The sequence below is a fragment of the Amycolatopsis sp. NPDC003731 genome, from assembly GCF_053586895.1.
Map to the genome: position 1 here is coordinate 14,779 of NZ_JBSFNC010000013.1, position 22,498 is coordinate 37,276.

3 protein-coding genes are annotated in these 22,498 nt (G+C 74.3%); all 3 read left to right on the forward strand.

The window, feature by feature from the left end; genetic code table 11:
• Positions 1–46: 46 nt before the first annotated feature.
• The 3 genes from ACWDN5_RS08125 to ACWDN5_RS08135 are packed head-to-tail and all read left to right on the forward strand — an operon-like array spanning position 47 to position 22,427.
• Entirely contained in the window at positions 47–19,978 is a 19,932-nt protein-coding gene (locus tag ACWDN5_RS08125) for a non-ribosomal peptide synthase/polyketide synthase (RefSeq protein ID WP_449675422.1), read from the forward strand.
• Entirely contained in the window at positions 19,975–21,225 is a 1,251-nt protein-coding gene (locus tag ACWDN5_RS08130; RefSeq protein ID WP_449675424.1) for an MFS transporter, read from the forward strand. The genes ACWDN5_RS08125 and ACWDN5_RS08130 overlap by 4 nt, the downstream gene beginning before the upstream one ends.
• Positions 21,222–22,427, forward strand: a complete 1,206-nt coding sequence (locus ACWDN5_RS08135; protein WP_449675426.1) for a cytochrome P450 — start codon at positions 21,222–21,224, stop codon at positions 22,425–22,427. Before ACWDN5_RS08130 ends, ACWDN5_RS08135 begins: the two co-directional genes overlap by 4 nt.
• The last annotated feature ends 71 nt before the right edge of the window (positions 22,428–22,498 follow it).

Genomic DNA, 22,498 nt, shown 5'->3' on the forward strand with positions numbered 1-22,498 from the left:
ATCCAGACCCGGACCACCCGAACTGCGTTGTGAGGAAACGAAAGCGATGACCACCTCGAGGAAGAGCCGCATCGATGCGTTGCCCGCCGAGCTGCGGGAGACGCTCAAGCGCCGGCTGGCCGGGCGGGCGGAGCGGACCGATGTCATCGGCCGGGCGCCGCGGGAGGACGCCCTGCCGTTGTCGTTCGCGCAGCAGCGGCTGTGGTTCCTCGACGAGTTCCGCCCCGGGGATGCCGAGTACAACAGCGCCGTCGCGCTGCGGCTCACCGGGCCGCTCGACACCGGCGCGCTCGCCGGCGCGTTGCAGCAGCTGGTGGCTCGCCACGAAGCCCTGCGCACCACCATCGACGACGCCGGCGGCACCCCCGTCCAGGTCGTCCACGACACCCTGGAAGTCCCGCTGCGGACCGTCGACCTGACCAGCGACCCCGCGCTGCGGCCCGCCGACCTCGACGAGGTGCTGGGCACCGAGTACAGCCGGTCGTTCGACCTGCGCCGCGGGCCGCTGGTGCGGCTGCTGCTCGTCCGGGCCGCGCCGGAGCACCACGTCCTGCTGATCACCGCCCACCACGTCGTCACCGACGGCGAATCGATGGGCATCCTCGTCGGTGAGCTCGGCACGCTCTACGCGGCCGCCGTCCGGGGCGAGGCCGCGGACCTGCCCGAGCCGGCCGTCCAGTACGCGGATTTCGCCGTGTGGCAACGCAACCGCCTCGCCGGGCCCGCCCTCGACCGGCACCTCGCCTACTGGACGACGCAGCTCGCCGGCGTCGAACCGCTCGACCTGCCCGCCGACCGGCCGCGGCCCGCCGTCCGCACCACCGCCGGGGCCGTGCACCACTTCCGCGTCCCGGCCGGTGCCGCCGCCGGGCTGGCCGAACTGGCCCGGACCCACGACACCACGCTCTACACCGTCCTCGTCGCGGCCTGCCAGGTGCTCTTCGCCCGCTACACCGGCCGCACCGACATCGCCGTCGGCACCGTGGTGTCCGGCCGGAACCGGCCCGAACTGCAGCGGACCGTCGGCTTCTTCGTCGACACCGTCGTCATCCGGTCCACTGTGGACCGAACCGCCCCGTTCGGAACGTTCCTCGATGCGGTCCGCGCGACCGTGCTGGAGTCCTTCGAGCACGCCGAAGCCCCGTTCGAAAAGCTCGTCGAAGCACTGCGCCTCGACCGCGACGCCAGCCGCACCCCGCTGTTCGACGCGATGGTCCTGCTGCACGGCAGCGCGGGCGGCCCGGTGGACTTCGCCGGGCTGACGGCCGAGCCGGTCGAGGTGGCCCGCCGGGCCGCCAACTTCGACCTCACCGTCGAATTCCAGCCGGCCGGCGGCGCCCTCGAAGGCTCCCTGGAGTACAACACCGACCTCTTCGACGCGCGGACCGCCGTCGCGATCGGCGAGCACCTCACCGTGCTGCTGACCGCGATCGCCGCCGACGCCCGGCGCCCGGTCGGCGACCTGCCACTGCTCACCGCCGCTGAAGAATCCCGGCTGCTCACCGAGTGGAACGCCACCGAGCTGGACGTCCCCGCGGCCACCCTCACCGAGCTGTTCGAGTCCCAGGCCCAGCGCAGCCCGGACGAGACTGCGCTCGTCGCCGGCGACATCGCGCTGAGCTTCGCCGAGCTCAACGCGATGGCCAACCGCCTGGCCCGCCACCTCGTCACGCTGGGCGCCGGCCCCGAGCGCGTCGTGGCCCTCGCCCTCCCGCGCACCGCCGACGCGATCGTCGCCTTCCTCGCCGTGCTCAAGGCCGGTGCGGTGTACCTGCCGATCGACCCCGCCCTGCCCGCCGACCGGAAAGAGCTGCTGCTGCGCGACTCCGGTGCCGAACTGGTCCTCGGGCCGGCGGACATCGCGGACCGGGACCACCCCGGTACCGACCTCACCGACGCCGACCGGATCGCGCCGCTGCGGCCGGACAACACCGCCTACGTCATCTACACGTCCGGGTCGACCGGCCGCCCGAAGGGGGTGGCCGTCCCGCACCGCAACCTCACCAACCTGCTCTTCAACCACCGCAACGATTTCGCCGCACCCGGACGCCGGCTGCGGGTCGCGCTCACGGCGACGCTCTCCTTCGACACCTCCCTCGAAGGCCCGCTGCTCATGGCCGACGGCCACGAGCTGCACCTGATCGGCGAGGACACCCGGCTCGACGCGGACGCGCTCGTCGACTACATCGCCGAGCGCCGGATCGACTTCCTCGACCTCACCCCGACCTACCTGCGCCGGCTGATCCCCGCCGGGCTGCTGACCGACCCGCGCCACCGCCCGAAGATCCTCATGCTCGGCGGCGAAGCCCTCGACGACACGCTCTGGCGGGACCTCTCCGGCGCCGAAGTCACCGTGGCGCACAACTTCTACGGCCCCACCGAGTACACCGTGGACGCCGTGTCGTGCCGGGTCGGCGAAACCGCCCGCCCGGTGCTGGGCCGTCCGCTGGCCAACACCCGCGCCTACGTCGTCGACCAGGACCTGCGGCCGGTGCCCGCCGGCGTGCCCGGCGAACTTTGCCTCGCCGGGGCGCAGCTCGCGCGAGGCTACCTCGGCCGGCCGGGCCGGACCGCCGGCAGCTTCGTCGCGAACCCCTTCGGCGCGCCGGGGATGCGCATGTACCGCACCGGCGACCGCGTGCGCTGGACCGCCGACGGGCAGCTGGAGTACCTGGGCCGCCTCGACGACCAGGTGAAGATCCGCGGCTTCCGCGTCGAGCCCGGCGAGGTCGAGGCCGCGCTGGTGCGCCTGCCCGGCGTCTCCGCCGCCGTCGTCGTCGCCAACCGGCCCGAAGGCGGGCACGCCCGGCTGGTCGCCTACGTCGTCGGCACCGCCGAGGTCACCCCGGACAGCCTGCGCGCCGCTCTGCGGGCCACGCTGCCCGACTACCTGGTGCCCTCGGCGTTCGTCCCGATCGACGCGATCCCGCTGACCCCGCAAGGCAAAGTCGACCGCCGGGCGCTGCCCGCCCCGGACGCGCCGGCGGACGGCCAGGCCTACGTGCCCGCGCGCACCGCCGTCGAACACCAGCTGGTGGCGATCTGGTCCGAGGTGCTGGGCAACGACCGCATCGGCGTCGAGGACAACTTCTTCGGCCTCGGCGGCGACTCGATCCTCAGCATCCAGGTGGTCGCCCAGGCCCGCCAAGCCGGCCTGCGGCTCACCTCGCGCGACATCTTCCTGCACCAGACCATCGCCGGCCTCGCGACCGCCGTGCAGACCGCCGCGGTGCTCACCCCGGCGGCGGGGCCGGTCGCCGGCCCGGCCCCGCTCACCCCGATCCAGCACTGGTTCTTCGCCACCCACGGGCCCCTGGCCCACTTCACCATGTCGCAGCTGCTCGAACTGCCCGCCGACGTCGACCAGCAGGCGCTGCGGACCGCCCTCGACGCGGTCGTCGCCCACCACGACGCCCTGCGCACCCGGTTCTTCACCGTCGACGGCCACTGGCGGCAGGAGGTCACGCCGACGCCGCCGACCGGCGTCCTGCGGATCCGGGACCTGTCCTCCCTCGGCGACGCCGGGCAGCGCGCCGGTATCGAGGCCGCGGCCGCGCAGGTGCGCGCCGGCCTCGACCTCGCCACCGGCACCCTCGCCGGCGCGGCGCTCCTCCTGCGCGGCACCCGGTCGCCGCTGCTGTTCCTGGCCGTGCACCACGTCGTGACCGACGGCGTGTCGCTGCGGCTGCTGCTCGGCGACCTCGAAACCGCCTACGGCCAGGTGGTCGCCGGAGCCCCGATCCGGCTCGCGGCCACCGCCACGCCGTTCACCCAGTGGGCGCACCTGCTGGAACAGCACGTCCGCGACGGCGGGTTCGACGACGACCTCGAGCACTGGACGCGGGTGGCCCGCCGGGTCCCGGCGCAGCTGGCCGCCGACCACGCGGGCGCGGGCACCACCGGCTCCACCCGCACGCTGACCGTGACCCTCGGCGCCGAAGACACCGACGCGCTGCTGCACCGCGTCCCCGCGACCTACCGGACCCAGGTCAACGACGTGCTGCTGAGCGCGCTCGGCCGGGCCCTCGCCGACCGCACCGGGCAAGACGGCGTCCTGATCGCCCTCGAGGGGCACGGGCGCGAGGACGTCCTCGACGGCGTCGACCTCTCCCGGACGGTCGGCTGGTTCACCACGCAGTTCCCGGTGGCGCTCGACCTGCCGCCGTCGGGGGAGTGGGGTGCCACGCTCAAGGCGGTCAAGGAGCAGCTGCGGGCCGTCCCGCGCCGAGGCCTGAGCTACGAGGCACTGCGGTACCTCGGCGAGCCGGACGCGCCGGGCCATGCCCTGCAGGCGTTCCCGCTGCCGCAGGTCTGCTTCAACTACCACGGCCGCTGGGACGCCCAGGCCGGCGACCGGGGGCTGTTCCGCGGGCGGCACGACAGCCCGGGCGCGGACATCGCCCCGGAAGAGGCGAGCACCTACCAGCTGGACGTCACCGGGGTGGTGGAGTCCGGCGCGCTGTCGCTGACGTGGTCCTACTCCGACCAGGTCAACGACGAGCACACCGTCCGCGAGCTGGCCGAGGCGATGCTGACCGGTCTGCGGGAGATCGTCGCGCACTGCGCGCAGCCCGGCAGCGGCGGCCGCACGCCGTCGGACTTCCCCCTGGCCCGCCTCGACCAAGCCGGGGTGGACCGGCTGGCCGGGGACGGCCGCGATGTCGACGACATCTACCCGCTGACTCCGCTGCAGGCGGGGATGTTGTTCCACAGCCTCCTCGATCCCACCGCCGACGCCTACGTCGATCAGGCCCGGATGCTCCTGGACGGCGTCCGCGACCCCGACGCGTTCGCGGAGGCCTGGCAGCAGGTCGCCGACCGCACCCCGGTCCTGCGCACCGAGCTGGTCTGGGACGGCCTCGAGGAACCCCTGCAGGTCGTGCGGCACCGGGCGGTCGTCCCGATCACCCGCCACGACTGGCGGGGCCTTTCCGAAGCCGAGCAGACCGCACAGCTGGACCGGCTTTCGGCGGAAGACGCCGCCACCGGCCTGGACCTCACCACCGCGCCGCTGATGCGGCTGGCCGTCGTCGCGCTCACCCACGACCGCGTGCTGCTGATGTGGACCTCCCACCACATCGTGCTCGACGGCTGGAGCCTCGCCCAGATCTTCACCGAGGTGTGCGAGCAGTACGCCGCGATCACCGAGCACCGGGTCCCGCGCGTGCCGGCCCACCGGCCCTTCCGCGACTACCTCGGCTGGCTCGCCGCCCAGGACGTCACCGCGGCCGAAAACCACTGGCGTGATGTGCTTTCCGGCTTCGCCGCCCCGACCCCGCTGCCGTGGGACCGGCCCCCGGCGCAGGCCCACCGGACCCGTTCGTCGCGCACGATCCGGACGTCGTTGTCCCCAGAGGACACCACTCGGCTGCGGGACGTGGCCCGGCGCCACGGCCTCACCGTCAACACGCTCGTGCAGGGCGCCTGGGCGCTGCTGCTGGCCCACTCCGGCGGCGAGTCCGACGTCGTGTTCGGCACCACCGTCTCCGGCCGTCCCGACGACCTGCCGGGCGTGGAGAACATGATCGGGATGTTCATCAACACCGTCCCGACCCGCACGCGGATCGACCGTGGCGAGCCGGTCCTGGCCTGGCTGCGCCGGCTGCAGGACGAGCAGAACCAGGCCCGCCGCTACGACTTCCTCGCGCTGGGCAAGCTGCGCGCCCTCAGCGACGTCCCGCCGGGGGAGAACCTGTTCGACAGCATGGTCGCGTTCGAGAACTACCCCTTCGACGAGAACGCCGCCGCGCAGGCGGGCGTCACCCTGCGCGAGGTGACCGCGCTCGACGCCACGACGTTCCCGGTCACCCTGCGCGCCTACGCCGACCGGCAGCTCGGCTTCGAGCTGGCCACCGACCCGGCGCTCTTCGACGAGGAGACGGCCACCGCGCTGGCCGCCCGGCTGGAGACCCTGCTGCTCGGGCTCGCCGAGGACCCGGACCGTCCGATCGCCCGGCTGCCGTGGCTGTCGGCCGCCGACCGCGCCCGGCTCACCATCGAGCCGCTCCCGTCGCTGCCCGCGCCGACCCTCACCGAGCTGTTCGCCGCCCAGGTCGCGGCCCACCCGGACGCGGTCGCCCTCACCGCCGAAGGCACGCACTGCACCTACGCCGAGCTGAACGCGCGGGCCAACCGCCTGGCGCACCGGCTGATCGCGCTCGGCGCCGGGCCGGAACGGTTCGTCGCGCTGCGCCTGCCGCGCTCGCCGGAACAGGTCGTCGCGATCCTCGCCGTGCTCAAGGCCGGGGCCGCGTACCTGCCGATCGACCCGGCGACCCCGGCCGAACGCGTCGAGCGGATGTGCGCCGACACCGCTCCCGTCGCCGTCCTCGGCCCCGACGACGTCGACGTGGCGGAGGGGCCGGACACCGATCCGCCGCCGCGCTGCACGCCGGACCACCCCGCCTACGTCATCTACACCTCCGGCTCGACCGGGCTGCCCAAGGGCGTGGTGATCCCGCACCGCAACGTCACCCGCCTGTTCGCCGCGACCGCTCGCTTCGGCTTCGGGCGCGACGACGTCTGGACGCTGTTCCACTCCTACGCGTTCGACTTCTCCGTCTGGGAGATCTGGGGCCCGCTGCTGCACGGCGGCCGGCTCGTCGTCGTGCCGCACGCGGTGTCCCGCTCGCCGCGGGAGTTTCTGCGGCTGCTGGCCGACGAGCGGGTCACCGTGCTCAACCAGACGCCGTCGGCGTTCTACCAGCTCGTCCGGGCCGACGAAGACGACCCCGGCGCCCGGCTCGCGCTGCGGTACGTGATCTTCGGCGGCGAGGCGCTCGACACGCGCCGGCTGGCCGGCTGGTTCGCCCGCCACGGCGACCGCGCCCCGCGGCTGGTGAACATGTACGGCATCACCGAAACCACCGTGCACGTCACCGAACACGAACTTCGGTCCGAGGTGGACACTCCGGGTGTCATCGGCACCGCCCTGCCCGACCTGCGCGGGTACGTCCTCGACGCGGACCTGAACCCGGTCCCGGCCGGGGTGCCCGGCGAGCTCTACGTGGCCGGCGACGGCCTGGCCCGCGGCTACCTCGGCCGCCCCGGGCTGACCGCGGCCCGGTTCGTCGCTGACCCCTTCGGGGCACCCGGGTCCCGGATGTACCGGTCCGGCGACCGCGTGTCCCGCACCCACGACGGCGCCCTGCGCTACCACGGCCGCGCCGACCAGCAGGTCAAGATCCGCGGCTTCCGGATCGAACCGGGCGAGATCGAAGCGACCCTGCTGGCCTTGCCCGACGTCGGGTCGGCGGCGGTGCTGGCCCGCGAGGACGAGCCCGGCCGCAAGCGGCTGGTCGCCTACGTCGTCCCGGCGAGACCGGACGCGCCGCCGAGCATTGCGCGGCTGCGCGAGCACCTGGGCCGGTCGCTGCCGGACTACATGGTGCCCTCGGCGTTCGTCACACTCGGCGAACTCCCGTTGACCCGCAACGGGAAGCTCGACCAGCGGGCGCTGCCGGCCCCGGCCGCGGCCGCGGCGGAACCCGCCGAGTTCGCCGAACCCCGCACCGAAACCGAACGCACGGTGGCGGCGGTCCTGGCCGCGACGCTCGGCCTGGAGCGCGTCGGCGCCGACGGCAACTTCTTCGAACTCGGCGGGGATTCCATCCTCAGCATCCGGTTCACCTCCGCGCTGCGCGAGGCCTTCGGCGTCGACGTGTCCCCGCGGACGGTGTTCGACCACCCGACGGTGGCGGGCCTGGCCGCCGCGCTGCCCACCGCGTCGGCCACGCCGCTGTCCGCGGCGATCACGCCGGTGGGCCGCGACGGCGAGCTGCCGCTGTCCTTCGCCCAGCAGCGCCTGTGGTTCCTCGACGACTTCGCGCCCGGCAGCACCGACCACGTCACGGTCTTCGGCGTGCGGCTGCGCGGCGACCTGCGGCCTGGCGCGCTCGCCCGGGCGCTCACCACGCTGATCGCCCGGCACGAGTCGCTGCGCACCACGTTCCCGGCCGTCGACGGGCGTCCCCGCCAGGTCGTGGGGGAGCCGTGGCAGCTCGCGCTGCCGGTCACCGACGTCGCCGGCCCGGAGGAACTGCGGCGGCTGCTGGCCGAGGACCTCGCCCGGCCGTTCGACCTCGCCCGGGGCCCGCTGCTGCGGGCGCGGCTGGTCCGCGTGGCCCCGGACGACCACGCCCTGGTGCTGTCCCTGCACCACATCATCACCGACGGCTGGTCGATGGGTGTCCTGATCGGCGAGCTGGCCACCCTCTACAGCGACGAGCGCGCCGAACTCCCGGCGTTGCCGATCCAGTACGCGGACTTCGCCGCGTGGCAGCGCGAGCGCCTCACCGGCGACTTCCTCGACGAGCAGCTCGGCTTCTGGCGCCGGGAGCTCGACGGCCTGCGTCCCCTCGACCTGCCGACCGACCGCCCGCGTCCGGCCACCCGGACGTCGAACGGTGCCGAGCACGAGTTCACCCTCGGCGCCGAGGCTCTTGCCGGGCTGCGGCGGCTCGGCCGGGACCGCGACACGACGCTGTTCACGGCGCTGGTCGCGGCCTGCCAGCTGGTGCTGCGCCGCTGGTCCGGCCAGGACGACGTCGCCGTCGGCACGGTCACCTCGGGCCGCGACCACCCGGAGGTGCAGGACCTGGTCGGGCTCTTCGTCAACACCGTCGTGCTGCGGTCCTCGGTGGACGGACGCCGCGGCTTCGGCGAACTGCTCGGCACCGTCCGCCGGACCGTCCTGGACGCCTTCGCCCATCAGGAGGTGCCGTTCGAGCGGATCGTCGACGAACTGAGCCCCGACCGCGACCCCAGCCGCACCCCGCTGTTCGAGGTGCTGGTCACGCTGCAGAACGCCGGCAACCGCCTGCCTGCTCTGGCCGGCCTCACCGCCGGCGAGCTGACGCTGCCGATGACCACGGCCGGGTTCGACCTGAGCGTCGAGTTCGAAGAGCGCCCGGACGGGCTGCGCGGATTGGTGAACTACAACACCGACCTGTTCGACGCGGCGACCGTGCGCCGGTTCGCCGAGCAGCTCACGGTCCTGCTCGCCGCGGTCACGGCCGAGCCCGACCGGCCCGTCGACACCCTTCCCCTGCCCGCGGCCGAAGAGGAACTGGTCGTCGGGACGTGGAACGCGACCGGCCGGCCGGAACCGGAGACGACCGTCGTCGGGCTGTTCGAGGCTCAGGCCGCCCGGACCCCGCACGCGACCGCGCTCGTCAGCGGCGGCACCACGCTGACCTTCGCGGAGCTGAACGCGCGCGCCAACCAGGTCGCGCGGGTTCTCGTCGCCCGGGGTGCCGGGCCCGAGCGGCTGGTGGCGGTCGCCCTGCCGCGCTCGGCCGAACTCGTGGTCACGATCCTCGCCGTCCTCAAGGCCGGTGCCGTTTACCTGCCCCTGGACCCCGAGCTTCCCGAACGGCGGCGGGAGGCGCTGCTGGCCGACGCGCGTCCCGCCCTCGTGCTCACCGAACCCGTTGCCGCCGAGGAAGCGGACACGAATCCCACCGACCGGCCCGCGCCGGACCACGCGGCCTACGCGATCTACACCTCCGGCTCCACCGGAACGCCGAAGGGCGTCCTCGTCACCCACCGCGCAATGGCCAACTTCGCCGTCGACCACGCGGATCGGTTCACCGCCGCGGCCGGGAAGGACCGGCTGCGGGTGGCGCTGACCGCCGCGTTCTCCTTCGACGCGTCCTGGGAAACCGTGCTGCTGATGCTCACGGCCGGGCACGAACTGCACGTGATCGACGGCGACACCCGGCTCGACCCGGCCCTGCTCGCCGGGTATGTCGCCGAGCACGAGATCGATCTGGTCAACTCGACACCGTCGTTCGTCCGGCACCTGCTGGAAGCGGGTCACTGCCCGCCCGTGCTCCTGGTCGGCGGGGAGGCCGTCGGCGAGGCGTTGTGGCGCGACCTGAGCGACCTCGACGGTGTCACCGCGTTCAACCTCTACGGCCCGACCGAGTGCACGGTCGACGCCACCCTCTGCCGAATCGGCGAGACCGACCGCGAAGTGATCGGCCGTCCCACCGGGAACGTGCGGGCCTACGTCCTCGACGACCGGCTGCGTCCGGCCCCGATCGGCGTGCCCGGCGAGCTGCACCTGGCGGGCGTCCAGCTGGCCCGCGGCTACCTGAACCGGCCCGGGCTGACCGCGGATCGCTTCCGCGCCGACCCGTTCGGCCCGCCGGGCAGCCGGATGTACGCCACCGGCGACCGTGCCCGCTGGACCGCCGACGGTCACCTCGAGTACCTCGGGCGCGTAGACGACCAGGTCAAGATCCGCGGCTTCCGGATCGAGCCCGGCGAGGTCGAGGCGGCACTGCGAGCCCTGCCCGGCGTCGCCGACACGGTGGTCGTCGCCCGTGACGGCCGGCTGGTCGCCTACGTCGTCCCGGGTTCCGCGGCGGATCCGGCGCGACTGCGGACGGCGCTGAAGGAAACGCTGCCCGAGCACCTGGTGCCGTCGGTGTTCGTCCCCCTCGAACGGCTGCCGCTGGCCACCAGCGGCAAGGTCGACCGCCGCGCGCTGCCCGCGCCCGCCGTCCACCCGGCTCCGGCCGCGGGACGGACCGCTCCGCGCACCGACGCCGAGCGGCTGCTGGCGGAGATCTGGGCCGACGTCCTCGGCGTCGGCGAGCCGGGGGTGGACGACAACTTCTTCGCCCTCGGCGGGGATTCGATCCTCAGCATCCAGGTCGTGGCCCGGGCCCGGCGGCACGGCCTGCGGCTGACCTCCCGGGACGTCTTCCGCCACCAGAGCATCGCCGAGCTCGCGCTCGTCGCCGGCACCGGGTCCGGTGCACCCGAGGCCGGGTTCACCGGTGCGGCACCCCTCACGCCGATCCAGCGGTGGTTCTTCGAAACCGGCCGCCACGACCACTTCACCATGTCCACGCTCGCCGAACTCGACCCGGACGTCTCGGTGCCCGCCCTCGAAACCGCCCTCGGCGCGGTGCTGGCCCGCCACGACGCCCTGCGCACCCGGTTCACCGGCGACGGAAGGCAGGAGTTCCGGACCGGCGCCGCACTCCCGGCCCTGCGGCACGTGTCCGATGTGGACACCAGGGCGGTCGCGGCCGAAGCCCGCGCCACGCTCAGTGTCGAGGACGGCCCGCTGGTCGCACCCGTGCTGATCACGGCCCCCGGACAGCCACCGCGGCTGCTGCTGGTCGTCCACCACCTGGTGATCGACGGCGTGTCCTGGCGGATCCTGCTGGAAGACCTCGAAACCGCCTACCGCCAGGTGGCCGCCGGGCAGCCGGTCGACCTCGGCCCGGCCCCGGCGAGCTACCTCCGCTGGGCGGACCGCCTCGCCGGGCACGGCTTCGACGCCGAACTGCCGTACTGGACCGGCGTGCTCGACGGCGTCGACCCCGCCCTGCCGGTGGACGCGACGGGGGAGAACACCGCCGGAAGCGCCCGCACGATCACCGTCCGCCTGGACGCCGAGACCACCGACGCCCTGCTGCGCCGAGTGCCGGAGGTCTACCGCACGCAGATCAACGACGTCCTGCTCAGCGCGCTCGGCCGGGTGCTGACCCGCTGGACCGGCCGCGACCGCGTCCTGGTTTCCCTGGAAGGCCACGGCCGCGAAGAGCTCTTCGACGACCTCGACCTCTCCCGCACGGTCGGCTGGTTCACCGCCGAATACCCGGTCGCGCTCAGCCTCCCGGCGGCCGACGACTGGGGACCGACGCTCAAGGCGGTCAAGGAACAGCTGCGAGCCGTCCCCGGCAAGGGCCTCGGCTACGGCTCGCTGCGGCGGCACGGCGACCCGGTGCCGCAGATTTCCCTGAACTACCACGGACAGTGGACGGCCGGTGGCGACGCCGAGGGGCTGTACCGCGGCTGGGGCGGCGACCTCGGCGACGACATCGACCCCGCACGGCCGCGCACCGCCCTCCTGGACGTCGTCGGCATCGTCGACGGCGGCCGCCTCGAACTGGCCTGGACCTACGCCCCCGGCATCCACCGCGAAGACACCGTGCGCGGGCTCGCCGGGCAGGTCCTGACGGCGTTGCGCGAGATCGTCGCGCACTGCGCCACCCCGGGGGCCGGCGGCCGCACGCCGTCGGACTTCCCGCTCGCCCGGCTGAGCGCGGCCGAACTGGACACCGTGGCCGGCGACGGCCGGGCGGTCGAGGACGTCTACCCGCTCACCCCGCTGCAGGCCGGGATGGTGTTCCACACCCTGGTCGACGACGGGTCCCCGGCCTACTTCGAGCAGGTCCGCATCCGGCTCGCGGGGGTCGCCGACCCGGCCGGGCTCGCCGCGGCCTGGCAGCGGGTCGTCGACCGGACACCCGTGCTGCGCACGCGGCTCGTCTGGACCGGCGTCGAAGAGCCCGTGCAGGTGGTGGACCGGGCGGCGACCCTGCCGGTCACCCACCACGACTGGCGCGACCTCGGCCCGGCCGGGCGGGAAGCCGCCCGGAAGGACGCGCTGGCGGCCGACCGGGCCGTCCCGTTCGACCTGACCCGGGCCCCGCTGACCCGGCTGACGATCGCCGCCCTCCCCGGCGACGAGGTCGATCTCATCTGGACGTCCCACCACGTGCTGTTCGACGGCTGGAGTTCCGCGCAGGTCTTCGCCGAAGCCTGCGAGGAGTACGCCGCCGCGTCCGCCGGCGTCCGGCCCGCCCTGGTCACCCGGCGCCCGTACCGGGACTACCTCGGCTGGCTGGCCGGCCGCGACCAGGCCGCCGCCGACGCGTTCTGGGCGGGCACCCTGGCCGGCTTCGACGCGCCGACCGCGTTGCCCTACGACCGCCCGCCCGCCGAAGCCCACCAGTCCCGCTCCACCGACTCGGTCCGGATCGAGCTGCCGCCGGCCGCGACCCTGCGGCTGCGGGAGTTCGCCAGGACCCACGGCCTCACCGTCAACACCGTCGTCCAGGGCGGCTGGGCGCTGCTGCTGGCCATGCTGTCGGGTGACCGCGACGTCGTCTTCGGCACCACGGTCTCCGGCCGCCCGGCCGACCTGGCCGGCGTGGAGACCATGATCGGGCTGTTCATCAACACCATCCCCACCCGCGTCCGGGTGGACGGCACCCAGCCGGTCGCGCGGTGGCTCGGGCAGCTGCAGACGGCCCAGAGCGAGGCCCGCGACCACGACTTCGTGTCGCTGGCCCGGCTGCGCCCGCTCAGCGACGTCCCGGCAGGGCAGAATCTGTTCGACAGCATGGTCGTGTTCGAGAACTACCCGATCAGCGAGCCCGCCACCGCGGGCGCGCCCCGGGTCGTCGAGGTCGCCTCGGCCGACGCCACGAACTTCCCGCTGTGCCTGCGCGCGTCCCTCGACGAAGGCCTCGCGCTCGACCTCGCCTACGACCCGGCGCTCTTCGACACCGGCACCGTCACGGCGATGACCGACCGGCTGGGGTGGCTGCTCGACGCCGTCACCGCGGACCCGGACCGGCCCCTGGCCCGCGTGCCGTGGGTCGATGTCGCGGAACGCGCCCGGGTGCTCGCCGACGCCCACGGCCCGGGCGCCGCCGGGACGCCGTCCACGGTGCCCGCGCTGTTCGCCGACCAGGTCGCCCGCCACCCCGGCGACCCCGCCGTGCTCGCCGGCGAGCGGACCCTGACGTACCGGGAGCTGGACGAACGGGCCAACCACCTGGCCGGGCGGCTGGCCGGACTCGGCGTCGCCGTCGAGGACCGGATCGGGCTGCTGCTCGCGCCGTCGGTGGACCACGTCGTCGCCGAACTCGCCGTGCTCAAGGCGGGGGCGGCCTACGTGCCCCTGGACACCCGGGCGCCGCACGAGCGGTTGCGGGCCGTGCTCGCCGAGGCCGGGGTGTCGGTCGTGGTGGCCGGTGACACCTGGGTGCCCGCCGCCGAAGCCGTCCACAGTGGACCGGTGCTGACCGTCGGCGAGCAGCGGTCCGCCGCGGCGCCCGACGCTGTCGTGGGACCCGAAAACCTCGCCTACGTCATGTACACCTCGGGTTCCACCGGGGTGCCGAAGGGCGTCGCCGTGCGCCACCGCGACATCACCGCGCTGGCCCAGGACGGCCGGTTCGCCGGCGGTGCCCACACGCGGGTCCTCTCGCACTCGCCGCTGGCCTTCGACGCCTCCACCTACGAACTGTGGGTCCCGCTGCTGGGCGGCGGCGCGACGGTCCTGCCCGACGGGCCGGACCTGACGCCGGAGTCGTTGCGGCACGCGATCTCGGCCCACGGCGTGACGTCGGCGTGGCTGACCGCCGGGCTCTTCCGGCTGCTCGCCCAGGACGCTCCCGACGGCCTGCGCGGCCTGCGCGAGGTGTGGACCGGCGGCGACGTCGTCCCGCCCGCCGTGGTGCGCGCGGTCCAGGCCGCGTGCCCCGGCCTCGTCGTGGTCGACGGCTACGGGCCCACCGAAACGACCACCTTCGCCACCTCCTTCCGGATGGCCGGCGAGCCGGTCCCCGAACCGGTGCCGATCGGCCGTCCGCTCGACGGCATGCGCGCGTACGTGCTGGACGCCGAGCTGCGCCCGCTGCCCGCCGGCGCCCCCGGCGAGCTGTGCCTGGCCGGCGCGGGCCTGGCGCGCGGCTACCTCGGCCGGCCCGGCCTGACCGCCGAGCGGTTCGTGCCCGACCCCTTCGGTGCGCCGGGGGAGCGGATGTACCGCACCGGCGACGTCGTCCGCCGCGGTGCCGACGGCGAACTCGTGTTCCTCGGCCGGTCCGACGACCAGGTCAAGCTGCGCGGGTTCCGGATCGAGCTCGCCGAAGTCGAGGCCGTGCTGGCGGCCCATCCGGCCGTCGCGCAGGCGGTCGCGAGCATCCACACCGACCCGGCCGGCACGCGGCGGCTGATCGCGCACGTCGTCCTCGAACGCGCCGCCGATCCGGACGAACTCCGCGCGCACACCGCCGCGACGCTGCCCGAGTACATGGTGCCCGCCGTGGTGCTGGTACTGGCCGCGCTTCCGTTGAACCGCAACGGGAAGGTCGACCGCCGCGCGTTGCCGGCGCCGGACGGCCCGGTCCCGTCGCAGCGGCCGTACGTCGAACCGTCGACCGCGACCCAGTGGGCCGTCGCCGGGATCTGGCAGCGGCTGCTCGGCGTCGAGCGCGTCGGGGCGCAGGACAACTTCTTCGAGCTCGGCGGCGATTCGATCCTCAGCATCCGGCTGGTGTCCCGGCTGCTGGCCGAATGCTGCGTGTCGCTGTCGCCGCGGGCGGTGTTCGCCCACCCGACGGTGTCCCGGCTCGCCGCCGCGATCGAAACGGTCGGGGCGACGGCGGCCGACCCGATCCCGGCCGTGCCCCGCGACGGGGAGCTGCCGCAGTCCTTCGCCCAGCAGCGGCTGTGGTTCCTCGACGAGTTCGAGCCGGGCGGCACCGAGTACGTCACCAGTTCGGCCGTGCGCCTGCGCGGCGAACTGGCCGTCGACGCGCTCGCCGCGGCGTTCACCGCGCTGGTCGCCCGGCACGAGCCGCTGCGGACGACGTTCGGCTCGGCCGACGGCCACGGTGTCCAGCTCGTGCACCCGCCGTCGCCGGTGCCGCTGCCGGTCGTCGACACCCGCGAGGAGGAGCTCGCGGAGATCCTGCGGGCCGACGCCGAACAGCCCTTCGACCTGAGCGAAGGGCCGCTGCTGCGGGCGAAACTGATCCGGCTCGCGCCGCGGGAGCACGTGCTCACGGTGGCGGTGCACCACATCGTCACCGACGGCTGGTCGAACGGCCTGATCGCCGAAGAGGTCGGCGCGTTCTACGCGGCGGCGCTGCGCGGCGAACCGGCGGACCTGCCGCCGTTGCCGGTGCAGTACGCGGACTTCGCGGCCTGGCAGCGCGGCCGCCTCGCCGAGCGGGTCCTGGCCGGCCAGACCGACTACTGGACCGAGCGCCTGCGCGACCTGACACCGCTGGAGCTGCCCACCGACCGGCCGCGCCCGCCGGTGCGCACCACCCGCGGCGCGACGCACGAGATCGTCGTCCCGGCGGCGGTGACCGCCCGGCTCGAGCAGGTGAGCCGGCAGCGGGAGACGACCCTGTTCACCACGCTCGTCGCGGCGTGCCAGGTGCTGCTCGGCCGCTGGGCCGGCCAGGACGACGTGGCGGTCGGCACGGTGACGTCCGGCCGGGAGCGGCCGGAACTCGAAGGGCTGGTCGGGTTCTTCGTCAACACGCTGGTGCTGCGGTCGCAAGTCCGTCCGGAGGTGGCGTTCACGGCGTTCCTCGACGACGTCGCGGCCGGGGTGCGGGCGGCGTTCGACCACCAGGACCTGCCGTTCGACCGGGTCGTCGACGCGGTCCAGCCGGGCCGCGACCCGAGCCGGACACCGCTGTTCCAGGTGATGGTGGTCCTGCAGAACAGTCCCCGCGAGACGGCGCACCTGCCCGGCCTGGAGACCGAGGAGCTCCCGCAACCGGCGACGGCGGCGAACTTCGACCTGACCCTGGAGTTCCAGCCGGACGGGGGAGAGCTGCGGGCGGCGCTGACGTACAACACGGACCTGTTCGACGCGGCCACGATCGACCGCCTGGCGGCGCACCTGGGCGTCCTGCTGGCGGGGGTGGCGGACGACCCGGACCGGCCGCTGGCCCGGCTGCCGCTGATCGGCGCGGCCGAACGCGAGCTGGTCGTGGAGGCGTGGAACGACACGGCTGTCCCGGTGGAGCCGGTTGCGTTGCCTGCGCTGATCTCGGCCGGTGCTCAGCGGACGCCGGACGCGCCGGCGGTCATCGGGGGCGAGTCCCTGACGTACGCCGAGCTGGAGGAGCGGGCGTCGCGGCTGGCGTCGGTGCTGGCCGGGTACGGGATCGGGCCGGAGCGGATCGTGGCGCTGGCGCTGCCGCGGTCGGTGGAGATCGTGGTGGCGCAGCTGGCGGTGTGGAAGGCCGGCGGGGCGTTCGTCCCGGTGGACCCGACTTACCCGATCGAGCGCATCACGTTCATGCTCGCGGACGCGCGTCCGGCCCTGGTCCTGACGCTGGACGGTCTGGCACCGCCGGTCCCGGACGGGGTGCCGGTGCTCTCACTGGACGACCCGGCGGCGTTCGCCGGCGAGCCCGCCGAGGCTGTCCCGGTGCGGCCGGAGCACCCCGCGTACGTCATCTACACCTCGGGCTCCACCGGGCGGCCCAAGGGCGTGGTCGTCACCCACGCCGGGCTGGCGTCGTTCGCCGCCGCCGAGGCCGAGCACCTGCGGGTCGCGGCGGGGGATCGCGTCCTCGCCTACTCCTCGCCGAGTTTCGACGCTTCGATCCTCGAACTCTGCCTGGCCCTGCCGTCCGGTGCGGCGCTCGTGGTGGTGCCGCCCGAGCCGCTGCTCGGCGAGCCGCTCGCCGAGTTCCTGGCGGCCCACCGGATCACCCACACGCTGATCCCGCCGGCCGCGCTGGCCACGGTCCCGGCAACGGACCTGCCGCACCTGCGCACGCTCGTCGTCGGCGGCGACGCCTGCCCGGCCGAGCTCGTCGACCGGTGGTCCCCGGGGCGGCGGATGATCAACGCGTACGGGCCCACCGAGTCGACGATCGTCGCGACCTGGAGCGAGCCCCTGGTCCCCGGCACACCGCCCCCGATCGGCCGGCCCATCCCGAACACCCGGGTGTACGTGCTCGACGCGGCCCTCCAGCCGGTACCGATCGGAGTGGCCGGCGAGCTGTACGTCGCCGGGCCGAGCCTGGCCCGCGGCTACCTCGACCGGCCGGGCCTGACGGCCGACCGGTTCACGGCGAACCCGTTCGCCGCGCCGGGCGAGCGCATGTACCGAACGGGCGACGTGGTCCGCTGGACCGCGGCCGGCCACCTGGAGTTCACCGGCCGAGCGGACGACCAGGTCAAGGTCCGCGGCTTCCGCATCGAACTCGGCGAGGTCGAGGCGGCCCTGACCCGCCATCCAGGGGTGGCGGCCGCGGTGGCGGCGGTCCAGCAGGACGAGTCGGGGCACAAGCGTCTGGTCGCCTGCTTCGTCGCCGCGCCGGTGCCTGGGGCGCTGCCGGAGACCGCGCGCGCGGTTGGGGCGGACATCGCGCCGGAGAACGGATCGGGGGTCGCGATGGCGGCTGCGTCGCAGGCCGGTTCGGAGGCCGCGCCGCCGATCGCGCCGGAGACCGGGCGGGGGACCGCGCCGGAGGTCGAGCTGCACCCGGCGCCGGAGACCGACTCGGAGGCCGCGCCGCCGATCGCGCCGGGGGCTGGGCGGGGGACCGCGCCGGAGGCCGCGCCGCCGATCGCGCCGGAGGCCGAGCGGGGGACCGCGCCGGAGGTCGAGCTGCACTCCGCGCCGCCCACCGAGCCGGCGGGCGGTCCGGTCAGTGCCGCCGAGTTGCGCGAATTCCTCGCCCGGTCGCTGCCCGGCCACCTCGTCCCCTCGGCGCTCCTCGAACTCCCCGCCTTGCCGCTCAGCCCGAGCGGCAAGGTCGACCGCCGCGCTCTTCCCGTGGTCACCACCGCCGCCGAGCCTGCCGCCCGGCATGTCGAGCCGGTCAGCCCGGCCGAGCGGGCCCTCTGCGAGATCTGGGCCCAGGTCCTCGGCCTGGACCGGGTCGGCACCGCCGACAACTTCTTCGAGCTGGGCGGCGACTCCATCCTCAGCATGCAGGTCGTCTCGCGCGCCCGCCAAGCCGGCCTGCGACTATCCACAAAGGACATCTTCCTGCACCAGACCATCGCCGCCCTGGCGCCCGAAGCCGGCGCGGTGGCCGAACCGACCGAAGCCGAGGGCCCGGTCGTCGGCCCGGTGCCGCTGACTCCGATCCAGGACTGGTTCTTCGCCACCCACACCGTCAACCCGCACCACTTCAACCAGTCGATGCTCGTCGAGCTCGCCGACGGCTTCGACGCCGCCGCCCTCGAACAAGCCCTCGCCGCGGTCTGGACCCACCACGACGCCCTGCGGATGCGCTTCACCCAGACCGAAGACGGCTGGCACCAGCACAACGCCGACGTCGAGCCGGTGCCCGAACTCCGCCGCGCGGACCTCACCACCGAGGCCGACCGCCCGGCCGCCCTGGAACGGATCGCCGACGCCGTCCACGCCGGGTTCGACCTCACCCGCGGCCCGCTGCTGGCCGCCGTCCTGGTGACGGCCGATCCCGGGTGGCGGCCGCGGCTGTTCCTCGCCGCGCACCACGTCGTCGTCGACGCCGTCTCCTGGCGCATCCTGCTCGACGACCTCGACACCGCCTACCGCCAGGCCGTCCGGGGCGTCCCGATCGACCTCGGGCCGCGGACGACGTCGTTCCGGGACTGGGCGCACCGCCTGCGCGACCACGTCCGCGGCGGCGGCTTCGACGACGAACTCGAGTACTGGGCCGGCCTGCCCGCCGCGGGCGCGCTGCCGGTGGACGACGACGCCACCGGCACCGGCACCGCCGAGGTCACCGTGGTGCTGAACGCCGATGACACCGACGCCCTGCTGCGCTCGGCGCCCGCGGCCTACCGCACGCGCGTCAACGACGTCCTGCTCACCGCCCTGGCCTGGGCACTCGCCCGGTGGACCGGCCGCCCGGACGTGGCGATCGCCCTCGAAGGCCACGGCCGGGAGGACGTCCTCGACGGCGTCGACCTCAACCGGACCGTCGGCTGGTTCACCACCCTGTTCCCGGTCGCACTGTCCGTGGAGGACACAGAAAGCGCGGACTGGCGGACGCTCGTCAAGTCCGTCCGCAAGCAGTTGCGGGCCGTGCCCGGCAACGGGTTCGGCTACGGCGCCCTGCGCCACCTCGGCGCACCGGACGTCCGGGAGCGGCTGGCGGGCCGCACCCCGCAGATCTCGTTCAACTACCTCGGCCAATGGGACGGGGCCGGCGGGCCGGCGACGTCCGAGAGCCTCTACGCCGCCGTCCGCGGTTCGCTCGGCCGCGACCACGACCCGGACGAGCACCACCCGCACCTGCTCGACCTGGTCGGCGCGGTGCAGGACGGCGAGCTGGTGTTCTCGCTGATCTACCAGCCCGCCCGCCACGACCGGCGGACCGCCGAAGCGCTGGCCGGCGACTTCGCGGCGGCGCTGCGGCAGATCGCCGCCGACAGCCAGGTCCCGGCGCGCCGGAAGGAGCGGCGGTGACCACGCGGCTGTCGCGCAACCGCAACTACCAGCTGCTGTGGGGCAGCCAGGCGCTGTCGGAGGCCGGGTTCAGCGCGTCGATGATCGCCTTGCCGCTGCTGGTCCTGACGGTGACCGGCTCGCCGGCGCTGTCCGGGCTGGTGCTCGGCGTCGACGCGATGGCCCAGCTGGTCGCCGGGCTGCCCGCGGGCGCGCTGGCCGACCGGTGGGACCGCAAGAAGATCCTGCTCGGCTGCGAGGCGGTGTACGCGCTGGCGGTGGGGAGCCTGGCCGCGGCGATCTTCTGGGACAGCGTGGGCGTCCCCCACCTCATCGCGGTCGCGGCGGTGATGGGCTGCTGCCGGTCGCTGTTCGGCCCGGCCGAAGGCGCGATGCTGGCCGGCGTCGTGCCCCCGGTCCAGCTGCCGACGGCGGTGGCGATGAACTCCGCGCGCGGCGCGCTCGGGCAGCTGTCGGGCACCGCGGTCGGTGGGTTCCTCTACGGCCTCGGGCGGGCCGTCCCGTTCGCCTTCGACGTGCTCGTCCACCTGGTTTCGCTGGTCGCGCTGACCTTCGTCCGGGCGCCTCGCCGCGAGGCCGCGCCGGTCGAGGGCGGGCACCTCGGCAAGGAGATGGCCGAGGGGCTGCGCTGGGTGTGGAGCGAACGGCACGTGCGCGTCACGGTGGCGTGCGCGGTCAGCCTGAACTTCTTCTTCAGCGCCTACTACATCGTCATCATCGTGCTGGCCAAGGACCGCGGCGTCACCTCGGGCGAGATCGGCGTGATGGCCGCGATGCTCGGCGTCGGCGGCGTGGCCGGCTCGCTGATCGCGCCCTACCTGCAGCGGCGGCTCAGCCCCTACGTGTCGATCATGAGCGTGTTCTGGGTGCTGACGCTGCTGACGCCGCTCGCGGCCGTCATCCACGGCGGCTACCTGCTGGGCGCGCTGTTCGTCGCGATGGCCCTGCTCCCGCCGACCGCCAACACGACGATCGGGACCTACCAGCTGCTGCTCACCCCCGACCGGCTGCGCGGCCGCCTGACCAGCGTGATGGGCGTGATCGGCGGGGTGTCGGCGGCGACCGGGCCCGCGTTCGGCGGCCTGGTGGTGCAGACGTTCCCCGGCACGAACGCCGTGCTGCTGTGCGCCGCCGGGATCGCCCTGGTGACCCTGGTCGTCACGGTCAGCCCCACCCTGCGCCGGTTCCCCCGCGCCGACACCCTCGTCCCCGAACCCCAGCCGACGACCGAGGAGAAAACGTCATGACCACCCAGGAATCCGGCGTCTCGTTCGCCTTCGAGGAGCTGCTGGCCCGCTCGGCCGAGCTGCGCGAACGCGGCCCGGTGCACCACGACGAAGAGCGGGGGCTGTGGCGGGTGCTCGACCACGCGGGCGTCTCGCGGGTGCTGTCCGACCCGGCGGCGTTCTCGTCGGACTTCAGCGGGCTCACCCCGGTCCAGGAGGACTTCGAGACGTTCCGCAAGGGCAACTTCGTCGGGATGGACCCGCCGGACCACCGCAAGCTGCGCACCCTGGTCAGCCAGGCGTTCACCCCGCGGGTGGTGGCCGGCCTCGAACCGCGGATCCGGGCCATCACCGGCGAGCTGCTCGATGAGGTCGCCGGGGAGTCGCGCTTCGACGTCGTCGACGCGCTGGCGTACCCGCTGCCGATCATCGTGATCGCGGAGCTGCTCGGGGTGCCGGTGGCGGACCGCCCGCTGTTCACCCGCTGGGCGCAGGTCCTCTTCAGCGGCGACCAGCTGGGCGAGTCGGCCGACATGGAAGACATCCAGCGCGCGCTGGACGCGATCGCGCCGACGATCCGCGAGATGAACGCCTACATCCTCGACCACATCCGCCACCACCGCGCCCACCCCGGCCCGGGCCTGACGAGCCGGCTGGTGGAGGCGGAGTTCAATGGGGAGCGTCTCGAGGACCAGGAGATCGTCGGGTTCGTCGCGCTGCTGCTGATCGCCGGGCACATCACGACGACCGCGCTGCTGGGCAACGCGGTGGTGACGTTCGACCGGAACCCCGCGGCCGCGGCGGCGCTGCGGTCCGCGCCGGAGAGCGTGCCGGCGGCGCTGGAGGAGGTGCTCCGGCTGCTGCCGCCGTTCCCGGAGCTCGGCCGCCGGACGACGCGCGAGGTCGAGCTGGGCGGCCACCGGATCCCGGAGAACTCGATCGTGATGGCGGACCTGGCGTCGGCCAACCGCGACCCGGCGGTGTTCGACCGCCCGGACGCGTTCGAGCCGGGGCGGACGCCCAACCCGCACCAGACGTTCGGCCACGGCATCCACTTCTGCTTCGGGGCGCCGCTGGCCCGGCTGGAGGGGCGGATCGCGTTCGAGGTGCTGTTCTCGCGGTACCGGGACCTGGCGGTCGCCACGGACGCGCCGGTGGTGTTCCAGAACCCGTCGGTGATCGTGAGTGTGCGGCACCTGCCCCTGGACGTCGAACGGGCCTGATGTTCCGGATGCGCTCTCACTGGGTAGCCCCTGGGTGTGAGGTGAGCAGGTGATGCCTGCTGCGACGAGTG

Excerpts from the sequence above, each read along its gene's own strand:
- ACWDN5_RS08135 (WP_449675426.1), top strand. The coding sequence starts at position 21,222 with ATGACCACCCAGGAATCCGGCGTCTCGTTCGCCTTCGAGGAGCTGCTG.
- ACWDN5_RS08125 (WP_449675422.1), top strand. The coding sequence starts at position 47 with ATGACCACCTCGAGGAAGAGCCGCATCGATGCGTTGCCCGCCGAGCTG.